Source organism: Leptotrichia trevisanii DSM 22070 (genome assembly GCF_000482505.1).
Lineage (GTDB): Bacteria > Fusobacteriota > Fusobacteriia > Fusobacteriales > Leptotrichiaceae > Leptotrichia > Leptotrichia trevisanii.
On sequence record NZ_AXVL01000005.1, the window covers coordinates 118,505 to 133,250 of the forward strand.

A 14,746-nucleotide genomic window follows, 5' to 3' on the forward strand; every position below is an offset into this window, starting at 1 on the left:
TTTAGATTTTTGTTAAAAAATTGTAAAATCAATATAGTTTAAAAGTAGTCTAAATTTTGGGATATTAGTAAATTAAAAAAGAGGCATAGGCCTCTTTTATTATTGTTTTTTTCTTAACTCTTCATTATCTTTTTTAGCATCTTTAATCGTACCACCTTTTCCACCATGTCCGTTCCAATATTTGCTCATAGGATTTTTTCTGCTTGTTGTTGGAATATATGCCACTGTTGCTCCTTTTCTAGCTTTAATCTGTGCTATATAGTCTTGCGACTGTTTTTCAATTTTTTCAAATTCAGTTTTATACAGTGCCTTTATTTTCTCTCTTCTCTCTTCGCTGAGCGCTTTAAGTTTTTTAGATATTTTTCCGTTAAATTCATATAATCCTGCAAATTTAGAATCATTTGAATAACTTTTTGACCCATACATTATAAGAGAGCTCATATTATTTTTTTCTCCCAGAGATCTTTCTATAAGAAATTTGTTCATTGACAGTGTCAAATTATGAGATGCTATTATTCTGTTTATCATATAGTCATTTAAAGGTTCCCATTTATAGTCAGAAAAAGCTATTTCATGTATTCTTTGCAGTTCTTCTGTCAATTTAGCGGCATCATTTGCTGAAGAATAATAACCGTTTGCGGCATTTGCAATTTCTTTCAGCACTTTATTCTGATTGGCATCCACATTGAACCCTATTATTCCTAAAACTATATCTGTATTTTCATTTTTAAATTTTTTCGCTGTTTCAACAGGATTACCGTCGCATGTTTCGATTCCGTCAGTAATGATATACAGGATATTCAATGTCTTTTCGCCTTTTAATGCTTTCAAGTCATTTGTTCCGTTTTCAATCGATTTTGCTATGGAAGTCCATCCTGTAGGCTGAATTGGAGCTAAAGAGCTTTTCAGCTTATCCTTATTTAAAGTTTCAATCGGTGAAATCAGTTCGTTGGCGGAACATGATTCCTGTTTTTTACTTGCCGTATTATCTCCCTTATGGCCGAAAACCCTCAGTCCTACTTTTGTGTTTGCAGGCATTTCGGAAATAACTTTCTCTATAGATTCCTTTGCAATTTCCATCATTGTTTTATCGCCTATTTTCTGTTTCATTGAACCGCTGGCATCTAAAATGATTTCAAGATTGACATTCATATTTTCTTCAATTTTTTGTTTTGTAAAAGGATTTACCATGTCATCCTTGAAGATGACATATGAAAATCTGTCAAGAGTTTCAATCGGCTCATAATCATAGCCGGCTATGTATAAAAATTTCTTGAAGAGACGTTCAACTTCTTCATCAGAAGCATCTTCACCTAAGGCAGGTTTAATTTTTTTCAGTTCATTCTGAACATTTTCTCTCCAGATATCTGATTTTTTTACTATATTTTCTTCATAAGTATCAGGAAACTGGTAGATTCCAGGTGCCGCATCTACTATTCCCTCATATGTGTACACAATATCAGGCAAATCCCCGTTAACGCCTTTCCCTTTTTGGAGTTCCTCTTCTGAAAGCTGTTTTTCTGATTCTTTTTTCTTGTCTTCCTTTTTGTCTATATCTTCTTTTTTATTGAAGCAGGCTGTCAAGACTAAAAGTGCAATACTTAAAATTAATAATTTTTTCCATTTATTTTTTTTCATGAAAACCTCCTAAAAATTGTAGTTCTTTATTTAGTTTTTTTAATTTATCTATTATAAGTATACCACAAAAAATATAGAATTGACTATGCAAATAACAAATGCTATAATAAGGCAGATTTATTTATACTATTTAGGAGGTATTATGAGAAAAAATATTTTAAGAAGTTTGTTATTGCTGGCAATTTTGTTATTTGCAATTAGTTGTGGTAAAAAGAATGATACAATTAAAATTGTATTTTTACCTAATGAAACCAATGATTCGTTGAAAAAATCAAGGGAAGAGTTTGCACGGGTTGTACAAGAAGCAACTGGGAAAAAGGTTGAAATTGTTACAACTACAGATTATAATATTACAGTTGAGAATATTATTTCTGGACAGTCACAGATTGCGTATATCGGAGCTGAGGCGTATTTGAATGCCAGACAGAGAACGAAAGATATTGAAGCAGTGCTTACAAATGCTGGAGAAAGCGGAACGTTAGAAGATGCACGTTATTACAGTTTTATTGCAGTTAGAGCAGAAGATGCCAATCAGTACCGTTCTGGAGATGGGTTTGACTTGAAAAAGTTAAAAGGTAAGTCTATAGGATTTGTTACAAACAGCTCTACATCAGGATTTAAAATACCTGCTAATTACATTGTAAAAGAGTTTGGATTGAAAAGTACAGATGAAGTGCTTGGAAATAAAGTATTTTCAAAAGTTATGTTTGGAAATTCACATCCTGGAGCACAAGTTTTATTATTTAAAGGGGATGTTGACGTTGCAACATTTGCTATCCCAAAATCATTTACAATTTATGAGCTGACTGCTGGAAAGGACTTTAATTCAGGAGCTACATATAAAGTGAGAAAAGGGGCAGTCGCACCATTTGGGGATTATGCAGGAAAAAGTTTTACAGTTATAAAATCAATACCTGTTTACAATGGGCCAATAGTATTTAATACAAAAACTTTAGCAAAAGAGGATCAGGAAAAAATCAAAAAGGCGCTTTTAGCTAAATCAACAACTGACAATCCACATATTTTCAGTGACAAGAAAAGTAAAATAAGAGGACTTTTCTTAAAAGAAAACCCAAATGTTGGATTTGTGGAAACAAATACAGCCTGGTATGAAGGAATGAAAGATATAAAATAATAAAAATCGAGGAAAAAAATGCGTTTAGATAAATTTTTAAAAGTAACAAGAATTATAAAAAGAAGAACAGTGGCAAAGGAGCTGGCTGACAATGGAAATATCGTCGTAAACGGAGATGTAAAGAAATCTTCCTATGATGTAAAAAAAGGCGATATTTTTGAAATAAAATATTTTAATAAAAATATAAAGGTAAAAGTACTGGATTTACCGCCTGAAAGTCTGAAAAAGGAATTTATTGATGAATATATCCAAATAATTGAATAATTTTAATTTATATAAAAAAAATCTACTTAAAATCACGATAAATAACAGTAAATATTGTATTTTTATTGATGTTTTCTCTTGTTTTTTTTAACAAATAGGGTATAATTATATCGGAAGATATAAATTACAAAATAAGGAGAAGACTTATGAAAGTTACTGATATTCGTATTAGAATTGGAAAACAGACGGAAAACAACGAAAGGTTACGGGCGTATGCCGACATAACATTTGACGAAAGTTTTGTTATTCACGGGTTAAAGATAATTGATGGACAAAACGGACTTTTTGTGGCAATGCCTTCAAGAAGAATGCCAAATGGAGAATTTAAGGATATTGTTCATCCAATAAAACCTGAATTAAGAGCTGAAATAACACAAGTTATTTTAGAAAAATTTGAACAGGAAAGTGCAGCTCAGGCTGAAGCAGAGTAAAAAATTCGTAAATTAAAAGTACACCTAAAAATACTAAAATATATATACATTAATACTAATATCAGTGGTGTACTTTTTTTTATATTTTAAAATCAATTCGTATTACTTAACTTTTCCAAAACAGCTTTATCCTTTTTGTTTCTTTTCATAACTGGTAAATACAGTACAAATTGCAAAAATATCATTGTCAGTATCAAGACAATATCATATAGCCAAATTGGATTTATAAATTTCACTTGTGAAATAATATGACTTTTTAAAAACATTGCATTTATCTCTTTGAATACCGAGTTATAAATGAATGCGTAAAGAAATATCAGAAGCAACGTAATTACTGACTGAAAAAATCCTTTTTGTGTTGGCTTGTCATCCAAATACTCATATCCAAAAAAGGTTGTAAAAACAATAAGTGCATGCATTATCATAAAAAGATAGACATAATAATTATCATGATAATATATTATTCCCGGCAAAATTAACGCTAATATCGGGCCAAAAGTCAAATAATATACGGCATTATACAAAAATTTCGTTTTAAAAATCAGATACAGTCCTGCGAAAATTGCTGCGAAATTGCAAAGATGGACAGGTGTAACGTTGGTTATAGGTTCATTTTGATACATTAACCTGTAAATTGAATCAACTAATTTAAATATGAGCAAAAAATACCCCAAAAAAGTTGAATATTTATTTATATCCATATTTTTAAAAAATTTAGGAATATAAAATAAAAATACGCAAAATAAAATAGATACAATAAAAGTTTCTATATGAATAGGGCTAAAATAACTAAAAGTCAAAATATCTCCTTTCTAAATTTCCATTTAAAAATTTAATTATTTATTATTTTCTACATTCAAGAAAATCACACTTGCCAGAGTTTTTTTATAAATTTCAAATATTCCAATTAAAATTCTGGAAATAATAAGAATAATTATTACTATCATAGCTGAATTTGGCGATTTTAATACAATTATTGAAGCAGCAGTTGTTAAAACGGCTGATACAATGGCTGAGATTACATTTATTAAAAATAAAGGTAAAATTATTTTTACTCTATTGCCTTCTAATAGTGCTGTATTTTTTTCAAATGCAGTTGTTAGGCTTACATTTCTTGATAGATATATTTGTCTGAAAAATGCTGCAAAATATGCAAGTGCAAACAAAACTCCGATACCTACTATTCCTAAAGGTTTTATAAAATTACTTATAAATGTCATAATTATAGCTAAAATTATGGATCTTGACAATATGTCTTTTCTTGTCAGTTCATTTTTTTCATCAATTCTGGTGATAACATCATTTTGGAATAAATTCAAGGCATACTCTATCACAATTACGATTAAAAGATTGATTAACATAGCAGATAACGGTAATTTAGGGAAAGGCTGTTTAGCGACAGAAGCTCTTATCATAGCCTCGAATGAATTAAACATTGTATAGCCGCTAAGTGCAAATAATGCTATGATTGAAGGCAAATATTTTCTGTCTTTACTAAACATTTCCTTTAAAACTGCAAAGGATTTTATAAAATATTCTTTTTGTGTCAAATTTTCATTTTTTAATGATTCATTTATTTCTTTCATTTTTACCTCTTTTCTATTTTTTATTATAATTTTTTTATATTTTATTTTTTACGTAAAATTTTTCAACGCTGTTTATTGTTTTGTTTGTGAAAACATCCAGTCTTTTATTCCTGAAATGCTGTAAGCAACCTTCCAAGTTCCTGCGTGTTCTGAGCCGGGATTAGCGTCTTTTGTTAAATATGGATTTGTTCCTTTTTCAAGTGTTGTATATTTAATATTTGATTTTTGGGCAATAACTTTTCTTGCACCTTCCAGAAATTGCTCATTCGTGTAATCTGCTCTCCAGCTATCCCTTGCTACAACCGCCCCTCTTTTAATAAGTTCACTTGTAATAGTGTTCATTCCTGGATAAGCCTTTGCATCTCCAGTTGAAACCATAATCCAGAGATTATTCTTTGCCATAGGGGCAACTTCCTTTTCATTCCACTGGCAGGCTACCAGATATGAAGCAGCAAATAAATCTGGGTATTTAAAGTTCATGACAATTGCCATCATTCCGCCCATAGACTGTCCTGTTGCATATAATCTTTTTTCGTCAATGCTGTATCTTGAAAGCAGATGATCTTTTATAAGATTGACTGTTGCATCCAGATCGCTTGTAATATCTCCGTTATCATTTACTACTTGTCTTGAGTATTGTGGAGCCAGTACAAATGCTTCGTGTTTTGCCTGTTCTTCAGGAGTCGCAAATGAAACCGCACCATTTCCCTGTAGCAAAGTGGCTTTTGTATCTTCACTCAAGACACCCATATCATGCATAAACAGCACAAGTGGATATTTTTTATTTCTGTCATAATTTTTTGGAGTATACAAATTGTATTTTACAACTGTCCCTGTTTTTGGATCTTTATATTCAAATTGTTTAAAATTTTCTACAACTAAATTTTTTGTTTTGTTATTTTCAAGTATAGCAATGCTTTTTTCCAATTTTTTACCATTTGCAAATAAAATATCTTCCTTTTGTGTAATGCTTGATGTGGCTTTTTTCATTTGGAATCCAGCCCCCTGCCCTCCTTCGATACGAAGAGAAGCCCCGGTATCTTTAGGATTTAATTCAATAATTACATATTTTCCATCTTTTACAATATTAGTTTTTTCTGGACGTGTGTTTGAATAAATGTTTTCTACATTTCTTCCAGCCACTGTAAAAGTATTTTTAGTCAGCTGGGAATTTATAACTTTTTCATTAAATTCCACAATGATATGTGTAACCTGCTGTCCTGTTCCGAACACTTCTGTTACGGATGTTACATTTCTAATACCTTTAGGATATTTTATTTTTTCCATTTTCAACGTGGTAGTTTCCGCTGAAAATCCAACTGTTGATAACAACATTCCAAATATTGTCAAAAATAATAATACTCTTTTCATAGGCGATTCTCCTTTTCTATTTTTTATTATTTCTTAATCCTCAATAATTAAAAATCTTTATTAAATTTTACCACACTTTTTCCTATTTTTCCACTGTTCCAAATGTTACTTTTTAAACGAGTTAATTTTGATTAATAATAATTTTTAAAAAATCTCCTTTTTTTACCTTCATTACAACTAAATTTTCAATTACATCCTCTTTTTTATTTTTCCCCTTCGGACTTACTGCCTCAACAATCTTTACAATTTTTCTCATTTCAATTTTTTTATTTAATTCTGCCTGCTCTTTCTGTGCATTTTCCAAAAAGTACAGTTCAAAATGATTTCTTGTTTCAAAAATTCTCTGAATTTTGTATTTTTCAGCAAATAATTTTAATTTAATGCTTAAAATAAATTTTTTCATCTGTTCTGGAATTTTCCCAAATCTATCTCTAATTTCATCAAGCAAACCAGTTAATTCGCTATCTGTTTCCAGCATTGCAAAACGTTTATAGATATTTAGCCTCTCATCCTTTTCAATATATGTTTCTGGAATAAATCCTCTTTCATCCAGAATAATTTCCACATTTTCAATTTTTTCGATAAACTCGCCCTTCTGCTTACGAATTTCCTCATTTAGCATTTTTATATATAAATCATATCCAAAAGTTTCAATCGTTCCGTGCTGCTTATCTCCCAAAATTTCGCCAGCACCACGTATTTTCAAGTCTTCCATCGAAATTTGAAAACCGCCTGATTTTATACCTTCCACCTTTAGCATGCTTTCTTCCTTCTGTCGCCCCTGCTTTGTAATATTTCTTGTTTTTAATAAATAACAGTAGCCTTGTCTGTTGCTACGTCCTACACGCCCTTTTAGCTGGTAAACTTGAGATAATCCCAAGCCAGTAAAGTTTTCAATCAGGATGGTATTGGCATTTCCCACGTCAATTCCATTTTCAATGATTGTTGAAGCAATTAGAATATCAAACTGCCCATTTTCAAAACGTAGTAATTTATCTTTAATTTCCTTTGGCGGAAGCTGTCCGTTTATAAATTCAATTTTTACAAAGTCTGGAAGCATTTCCTTCAGTTCCTTCAATTTTTCCTTCATATTTTTTACATCGTTGTAAATATAAAAGACTTGTCCATCACGTGACAATTCACGCAAAATCGCCATTTTTATCGTTTCCTCGTTCCAATCCATCACTTCTGTTATAATAGGAAGCCTGTTCGTTGGAGGAGTGTCAATTATGGAAATTTCACGGATTCCAAGCATCGCAAGGTTTAGAGTACGTGGAATCGGAGTCGCAGTTAATGTCAGCACATCCAGTTTTTCTCTTTGAGATTTTAATTTCTCTTTAGCTTTAACCCCAAATTTCTGCTCTTCATCAATAATTAAAAGCCCTAGGTTCTTAAACTGCACATCATCGCTCAAAAGCCTGTGAGTTCCAATAACCAAGTCAATGATTCCACTTTTCAGATTTTTTAAAATGTCCTTGGATTTACTTTTCGTAAGCCGTGATAAATTCTCAATCGTAATCGGATAATTTTCAAATCTTCTTTTAAACCGTTCAAAATGCTGTTCTGCAAGCACCGTAGTCGGAGCCACCATAACAACTTGCTTTCCATTGTCAATCGCTTTAAATGCGGCTCTCATCGCAACTTCCGTTTTCCCGTATCCAACATCTCCACAGACAATCCTGTCCATTATTTGTGGACTTTCCATATCCTTTTTCACGTCATTTATTGCATTTTTCTGATCCTCGGTTTCCTCAAATGGAAAATTCGCTTCAAATTCCTCCTGCCACACAGTATCCTTCTGATAGACAAAACCGTTCTGGCTTTGCCGTCTTGCCTGTATTTTGATAAGTTCCGCCGCAAATTTCTGAATATCCTCTTCAATTTTCTTCCTTTTCCGCTTGAATCCACGTGTCCCCAGCCTGAATAACTGTGGCTCTGTATCATTTGACACATATTTTTCCAATCTATCAAGTTTTTCTACAGGAATATACAAAATATCCTCATCGGCATATTTAATTTTCAAATAATCCCGCTCATCCATTGTCTGAATCCCTTTGTAAATTCCAACACCGTATTGAACATGAATTACATAATCACCTTCAATTATCTGATTGATTTTTTTATATTTTATTGCTTTTGTCGTTTTTTTCTTCCGCTCGTAAATATATCCGTCAAGCTCCCTGTCTGTCAACACAATAAAATTATTTTTTCTATTTTTATTATCTAGATTTTCTGAATCGTCATTAAAGATAAATCCTTCAAACAGCTCATATTTTTCAATTGCCAGATTGTTTTTCTTTTCAGTTAGAATTTGTCCAAATTCAGCCATTTTCTTTTCGTAACTATTTGTAAAAATATAAACATCTTCAATTTTTGACAATTTCTCAAGCCTATTTTTATCCCTAAAAGTTTCAATCTGCTCCTGTGAGAAATTTTTAGTCTGCACGAAAATACTTTTTTTCTTCAGATTTTCATACCTTTTTCGATAAGTTTCCTCACGGCTTCTATCCAGCAGGATAAACTCTTCCATTTTATAGTCCAGCAATTCCTCATTTTCAATAACAATTGTTACATCTTCCGCTCTTAATTCATCAATCAACTCAATAAGTTCATAATTATTTCCAGAAAGTAAATTTCCAAAAACTTTTATTTCTTCCATCTTTTCCACAGAAATCTGGCTATCAATGTCAAAAATTCTTATACTTTCCAGTTCATCCCCAAAAAATTCCAGTCTGACAGGATTTTCCAAATCTGGCGGGAAAATATCGAGAATGTCTCCACGTCTGCTATATTGCCCTTTTTTTTCAATCAAATATGAATTTTCATACCCATTTTCCACAAGAAATTCCACAATTTTTGAAAAACTGTATTCTTTCCCAGTTTTAAAGGAAAAAAACTTAACTTTTTCAAAAAATATATCTAAAGTAATCTGTAAATTTACAAATAAAATAAATTTTTCCTGATTTTTTAAAATATCCAGCAGTCTTATATTTATTCCTGTAATATCTTCCTTATTTTGTGAGATGTTTTCAAAAATATCAATTATTTTTTTATCTTCCAGCTTATTTATATTCTCTTTACTATTTTTTTTGCCAGTTTTAGATTTTTCCATTAAAATATCCTTTTGTTTTTCTGACATTTCATAGTAATTTTCCAGCATTGCATGATAATTTTCCAAATTTCTATTGGATGTGGAAATATAAATTATCTTTTTCTTTTCCGAACATAATAAAAACCACGGAATTGCACCGCGGTAAAAATTATTTTCAGATTGTAAAATATCTATTTTTTTATCTTTTAATTTTTCTATTTTATTTAAAAAACTTAAATTAAAGTTCATAAAAAGCCTTCCCTATTTTTATCTGTTGTTATATAATCGCCATATTCCGTATACAACATAAATATAAACAATATATGGCACAAATCCAAACTTATGTAAATATGAAACAGCAAAAGCAAGTAAAACTATAATAATGGCGAAACCAAGCCCCTGTATAATTTCTGCAAACGAAACTGCTTCATCACCAAAAACATTTGGTTTGAATATTGTATTTATTGGCCTTGTGAAGGGATTTAAAATTAATACTGAATAAATAATTGCTTCAGTTTGAATCCCTAGGAACCAAAATATGATTGTGGAAAGTCCAGCCAAAAACCCAAAAAATATTTTTCCAAGTCCATGTTGAGGGGTAGTGAAACTGTCTGTCAGAACGAAAATACCCATAAAGATAATTTCTCCAAGAGTAGTTGATACACTTACATTATGACTCGAAGTAATATAATACCCAAAGAAAATAGTAACAAAGAACGATACTGGTATGTGCCAAGTCATTTTTGTTCTATAAATTAAATAGATTGCCCCAATAACCATTGCAGCTATTGAAAGCTCTCCGATTATCCCTTTATTTATTAAAACTAATGAAGCTAATCCTGAAATATTGTCACTGACAACTCTCATTCCTTCTGCATCAGTCCAAGCTGCCGATTCTGGTGCAAGTACAGCTGGAAAAAATGTAAATACAAATAATTTTCCTAAAATTACTGGATTAAAAATTTTCTTATCAGTCCCTCTATATATGATTTTTCCAAATAGTGTTGCCATTGCCCCTGCAAATGCTGCCACATAAAGTGGTGTAAATGGGGCAAGTACAAATCCTGTCAAGGCTCCTATTGTAATTCCTGAAAAATCCTTTACAGTATCACTATTCTTCTGTACTAAAAATGAAAATATCATTTCTGACGCTTCTGATGCGACTACTGATGATAAAATCACTAAAACGGGTGTTACTTCATAAACAAAAAATGCTACAAGCAACATCGGAATTAGGGATATTAAAATATCTATATTTGTTTTTGTTATATTTTCCTGTAATTCTCTACTCTTACGTCTAAACATATTAAAATTTCACTACCTTTCTTATCTGTATTTTGTGTTTTGTCTAATTTTGTAGAATAATTATAATTTTTGAGTTTGGTTTTAAACTGATTTTATTATAAAATTATTCTGATGAACTTGAATCTCCACCACCTGATGAAGACGATCCTGAACTGCTACCTGCACCAGAACTTGTGCTTCCTGATGATTTTGGAGCAGAATCTTGTGATTTGGATGGTTTTTCATGTCCAGCAGATGAAGAATTATCTTTTAGACGGCTATGTCTTGGTGATTTGAAACCATTTTTGCCATTTCTTCTGCTTCTTCTGTTTTCTTTTTTACCATTTGCCTTGTCAGTTTCATTAAGTGCAAATGTTGGATTTGCCGGATCTGCTGTTACTTGTGCAGATTGTGCAGGGGTTGCCGGTACTGCTGCTGGTTGTTGTGTGGCTGGTTGAGGCTGTGCAGGAGTTGTTGCGACAACTGTTTGTTTTTGTTGTACAGGTTGCTGTGTAGTTTGTTTTTGCTCGGCTTTTTTAGTTTCAACTTTTGCAGCTTTTTCTTCTTTTACGTCTTTTATTCTATCTCCTACTTTTTTAGTTTCATCTTCAAGCTGTTTTACTAAATTTTTAGAACTTCTTGAATCTTGGCTTCCAAATGCTACTAATACAATTGACATTAAAAATAAGATAATTCCTTTAATCTGTTTCATCTTTCTTCTCCTTCTTTTTTAATTCTTTTAGCAAAATATAATTTAAATATACTAATCGCCGTTTTTTTATTAACTTTTATTAGATATATCAAAGTTTTTATTATATAATGCTTTGTAAATTCCGTCTTTACTTAATAATTCATTATGACTTCCTATTTCTTTTATTTCACCTTTCTGTATTACTACTATTTTATTACTATTTTCGATTGTTGTCAACCTATGAGCGATAACAAATGTAGTTTTTCCTTTCATAAGTTTTTCAAGTGCGTCCTGAACCAGCTTTTCAGACTCGTTATCAAGAGCTGATGTAGCTTCATCCAAAATTAATATTTGAGGATTTTCTAAGATTGCACGTGCAATTGCAATTCTTTGTTTTTGTCCACCAGATAATTTTACACCACGTTCCCCGATTTCTGTGTCATATCCATCAGGAAGGTTTTGGATAAATTCATGTGCATTAGCTTGCTTTGCGGCTTCAACAACTTCTTCAAAGGTAGCGTCTTGACGGCTATATCTAATATTAGTAAGTATTGTTCCTGAAAATAGAAATGTTTCCTGTGGTACAATACCTATCCCCTTTCTTAAACTTTTAATATCGTAATCCCGAATATCAGTTCCGTCGATTTTTAATGAACCACGTGATACATCAAAGAACCTTGGTATCAAATTCACAAGTGTGGATTTTCCGCCACCGGAATTTCCAACAAATGCAACCGTTTCTCCCTTTTTGACATTTAAATTAATATCTTTTAATATTCTTTCGGGATTATCCTTATATTTAAAATCAACATTTCCAAAATTTATGTCATTTGAAAAGTTTTCAAATTTTACACAATTTGGATGATTTATGATAGACGGAACTTCTTCCAGAATTTCAGAAACCCTTGTAATTGAGGATAAATTTACACTTATTGCGTTAAATCTGGTTATGGCACGTCTTGCAGGTGTATACATTGATGAAATTGCACCTACTATTGTGATAAAATCTCCTGCAGTAAAGTTATGAGCCCTTAAAACACGATAACCTCCAAACAATAACAGCAGTGCTACAATTATATAATTCAAGGCTTCCATTATTGAATTGGCTTTTGCATTATATCGGGCGGTTCTGATAGCAATTCTCTTTAGATTTATATTTTTTTTGTTAAAATCCTTTATTTCAGACTTTTCTGTTGCAAATGCCCTTATAATCCGTATTCCAGCCAATGTTTCCTGTAATTTTGAATTTAAGCTGTCGATTGCTTCCTGTCTGTCCTTACCGGAACGTTTCAGTTTTTTTGCATATCTTCTGACGGTTACTATTAAAATTGGAGTTACAATCATTACCCCAAGTGTCAAGTCAAAATCTACGTAAAATGCTATACCCATACAGACTATTACTTTTATAACTTCGGGTATCATATTGAAAACTTCCAGTATAATGGAATTTATATTGCTGGGATCTGTCATTACCCGTGTCATCATATCGCCTATTTTTTTCCCTGCAAAATATTCCATATCCAAAGTTTGTATTTTATTGTAAATATCAGTAACAATATCTTTATAAATAGATGACGATATTACCGTTGAAAAAATAGTATTCCAGTACATCAGTATCGCACCAATTATAGCGAGCATTATCATTGCTCCAGCCGCATAAAGAATATCCTTTTCATTTTTTCCTGCAATCCCCTTGTCAAACAGCCTTTGTATAAGCATTATTGGAGCGGATGAAACAAGAGATGACATTGTTGCCAACAGAATATTCAGTATAATTAATATATAGTATTTTTTTATATATTTTTTCAGTTTTTGAATTCCTCCAAAATCTAATTTTATATTTTTCATATGTTTAATTTGCCTTTCGTTCTTTACTTGTATGTAAAATTATTTTAAAAGTGAACTTACATTTTACGCCAAGTTATGATTTATTATTCTTTAAGTTAGTTCAATCTTTTTAGACTTGAAAAAATTTTAAATCATTTTTTATTTATTTTCAGATTAATGTTTTTTTACAAAAATATTTCGTAATTTTCTGTAATATGCACCGCTACCATCAGTCAATTCCCTCTTAAACTCATCAAAACTTTCAAAGTCATCTCCGCTTACACGGTAAATCCAATTTTTATTAAGTTTTAAGGAATTTGCGCCTTTTCTAGTAGTAATAAACACATCGACACCTAGTTTTCTTATATCTTCACGGTTCCCTTTGTATCGGTGTCCCCAAGGATAAGCCAGACAATCTGGAGTTTTCCCCAGTTTTTCTTCAATAATCTTTTTGTTTTCCAAAATTTCAAATTCTACAATTTTTCCAAAATCTTCCTCACTGATTTTGTTAAAAAATTCATTTTGTTTTTCTTTAAATAATTTATTCAAAAATTCTATTTTTTCTTTTTCTGATTTATTATTTTTTTGAAGTTCTGCAATATTTTCATATTTTTTGACGAAATCCTTTTTAGGTTTGTATCCAGGAATTGAAATTTTACTTCTTAATTTAAAAACAGGAAGTCCATTTAATTTTTCCATATCTTTTTTTTCATCATAATTTCCTTCAAAAAATAAATTATAACTTTCCCTTTTAAAATATGGCGAACTTTCATTATCATAAAAAGCAAGCACATCAATATCCTTTATTGTTAATTGATGTGAATGTGTATGAAGCTGAAAATCAATAAGTCCACTTTCATACATTTCCCTAATTTCATCCCAATTGAGATAAGCCTCGTCTTTTTCAATGAATTTTGTATTTAAAAAAATCGTAGCCTTCATATTGTACTTTTTCAAAATTGGAAAAGCTAAAGTGTAATTATTTTTATAGCCATCATCAAAAGTTATAAGTATTGAATTTTGTGGCAATGTATAATTTAACCCCTTTAATTCTTCCATTTTAAAAGTTTTTTTATCTTTTATCCATTTTATATGCTTTTCAAATTCATCTACAAAAATCCCACCTTTCCCCTTCTCACTGTCAACACTGTGATACATAAGGCATAAAACGAAATTTTTTCTAGTCCTGTTATAAATAATAAATATTAAAAATATCAGAACTATTACTAAAAATAAATATGTATATAACATTTTTTCCTTCCTTTTCCATTAGGAATTATTATTGTTTTACTAAAATTATCTTGTTTTATTAAAAAAAATATAAAAATATTACTTAATTTATCTATTCTAATACTTGAATTGTATGAATAAAGTTAAAATATTAGAAGTTTAAATAGAATAATCTTAATTTATTACGTTTAATTTAAT

12 protein-coding genes are annotated in these 14,746 nt (G+C 30.7%); 3 read left to right on the plus strand and 9 right to left on the minus strand.

The features are described from left to right. Nucleotides 1–99: 99 nt before the first annotated feature. Nucleotides 100–1,638, minus strand: coding sequence for a vWA domain-containing protein (locus tag K324_RS0101450; protein ID WP_026747574.1), 1,539 nt, complete (start codon nt 1,636–1,638; stop codon nt 100–102). Between the two features lie 142 nt (nt 1,639–1,780). On the opposite strand from K324_RS0101450, the gene K324_RS0101455 reads away from it, so the two are divergent. The 3 genes from K324_RS0101455 to spoVG all read left to right on the plus strand — a co-directional run bounded on the left by K324_RS0101455 (nt 1,781) and on the right by spoVG (nt 3,468). Continuing rightward, the gene (locus tag K324_RS0101455; protein ID WP_026747575.1) at nt 1,781–2,773 is read left to right on the plus strand and encodes a phosphate/phosphite/phosphonate ABC transporter substrate-binding protein; all 993 of its coding nucleotides are present in this window, start codon (nt 1,781–1,783) and stop codon (nt 2,771–2,773) included. 18 nt (nt 2,774–2,791) lie between these two features. Then, on the plus strand, nt 2,792–3,037 hold the full coding sequence (locus tag K324_RS0101460) for an RNA-binding S4 domain-containing protein (protein ID WP_026747576.1): 246 nt from the start codon (nt 2,792–2,794) through the stop codon (nt 3,035–3,037). A 146-nt stretch (nt 3,038–3,183) separates the two neighbouring features. Beyond that, nucleotides 3,184–3,468 (plus strand): septation regulator SpoVG, encoded by a 285-nt coding sequence (spoVG, locus tag K324_RS0101465; protein WP_026747577.1) that lies wholly within the window; start codon nt 3,184–3,186, stop codon nt 3,466–3,468. A gap of 92 nt (nt 3,469–3,560) precedes the next feature. On the opposite strand, the gene K324_RS0101470 is transcribed toward spoVG, so the two are convergent. From K324_RS0101470 to K324_RS0101505, 8 genes are all read right to left on the minus strand, one after another. Beyond that, nucleotides 3,561–4,268 (minus strand): YwaF family protein, encoded by a 708-nt coding sequence (locus K324_RS0101470; RefSeq protein ID WP_026747578.1) that lies wholly within the window; start codon nt 4,266–4,268, stop codon nt 3,561–3,563. Nucleotides 4,269–4,304: 36 nt separating this feature from the next. After that, the gene (locus tag K324_RS0101475) at nt 4,305–5,054 is read right to left on the minus strand and encodes a hypothetical protein (RefSeq protein ID WP_026747579.1); all 750 of its coding nucleotides are present in this window, start codon (nt 5,052–5,054) and stop codon (nt 4,305–4,307) included. A gap of 72 nt (nt 5,055–5,126) precedes the next feature. Then, entirely contained in the window at nt 5,127–6,425 is a 1,299-nt protein-coding gene (locus tag K324_RS0101480; protein ID WP_026747580.1) for an alpha/beta hydrolase-fold protein, read from the minus strand. A gap of 121 nt (nt 6,426–6,546) precedes the next feature. Continuing rightward, a complete protein-coding gene (mfd, locus tag K324_RS0101485; protein WP_026747581.1) occupies nt 6,547–9,765 on the minus strand; it encodes a transcription-repair coupling factor in 3,219 nt (1,072 codons plus the stop codon). An 18-nt stretch (nt 9,766–9,783) separates the two neighbouring features. Continuing rightward, nucleotides 9,784–10,821: an RnfABCDGE type electron transport complex subunit D gene (locus tag K324_RS0101490; RefSeq protein ID WP_026747582.1), complete on the minus strand. Its 1,038-nt coding sequence runs from the start codon at nt 10,819–10,821 to the stop codon at nt 9,784–9,786. A gap of 103 nt (nt 10,822–10,924) precedes the next feature. After that, nucleotides 10,925–11,512, minus strand: a complete 588-nt coding sequence (locus K324_RS0101495) for a hypothetical protein (RefSeq protein WP_026747583.1) — start codon at nt 11,510–11,512, stop codon at nt 10,925–10,927. A 69-nt stretch (nt 11,513–11,581) separates the two neighbouring features. After that, nucleotides 11,582–13,339, minus strand: a complete 1,758-nt coding sequence (locus tag K324_RS0101500; RefSeq protein ID WP_026747584.1) for an ABC transporter ATP-binding protein — start codon at nt 13,337–13,339, stop codon at nt 11,582–11,584. A 153-nt stretch (nt 13,340–13,492) separates the two neighbouring features. Further along, on the minus strand, nt 13,493–14,569 hold the full coding sequence (locus K324_RS0101505) for a polysaccharide deacetylase family protein (RefSeq protein ID WP_036094941.1): 1,077 nt from the start codon (nt 14,567–14,569) through the stop codon (nt 13,493–13,495). Nucleotides 14,570–14,746: the final 177 nt, after the last annotated feature.

What these genes read in the sequence shown, in the direction of transcription:
- K324_RS0101500 (WP_026747584.1), bottom strand. Translation starts at nt 13,339, where the DNA reads ATGAAAAATATAAAATTAGATTTTGGAGGAATTCAAAAACTGAAAAAA.
- K324_RS0101490 (WP_026747582.1), bottom strand. Translation starts at nt 10,821, where the DNA reads ATGTTTAGACGTAAGAGTAGAGAATTACAGGAAAATATAACAAAAACA.
- mfd (WP_026747581.1), bottom strand. Translation starts at nt 9,765, where the DNA reads ATGAACTTTAATTTAAGTTTTTTAAATAAAATAGAAAAATTAAAAGAT.
- K324_RS0101505 (WP_036094941.1), bottom strand. Translation starts at nt 14,569, where the DNA reads ATGTTATATACATATTTATTTTTAGTAATAGTTCTGATATTTTTAATA.
- K324_RS0101460 (WP_026747576.1), top strand. Translation starts at nt 2,792, where the DNA reads ATGCGTTTAGATAAATTTTTAAAAGTAACAAGAATTATAAAAAGAAGA.
- K324_RS0101475 (WP_026747579.1), bottom strand. Translation starts at nt 5,054, where the DNA reads ATGAAAGAAATAAATGAATCATTAAAAAATGAAAATTTGACACAAAAA.
- K324_RS0101455 (WP_026747575.1), top strand. Translation starts at nt 1,781, where the DNA reads ATGAGAAAAAATATTTTAAGAAGTTTGTTATTGCTGGCAATTTTGTTA.
- K324_RS0101480 (WP_026747580.1), bottom strand. Translation starts at nt 6,425, where the DNA reads ATGAAAAGAGTATTATTATTTTTGACAATATTTGGAATGTTGTTATCA.
- K324_RS0101450 (WP_026747574.1), bottom strand. Translation starts at nt 1,638, where the DNA reads ATGAAAAAAAATAAATGGAAAAAATTATTAATTTTAAGTATTGCACTT.
- spoVG (WP_026747577.1), top strand. Translation starts at nt 3,184, where the DNA reads ATGAAAGTTACTGATATTCGTATTAGAATTGGAAAACAGACGGAAAAC.
- K324_RS0101495 (WP_026747583.1), bottom strand. Translation starts at nt 11,512, where the DNA reads ATGAAACAGATTAAAGGAATTATCTTATTTTTAATGTCAATTGTATTA.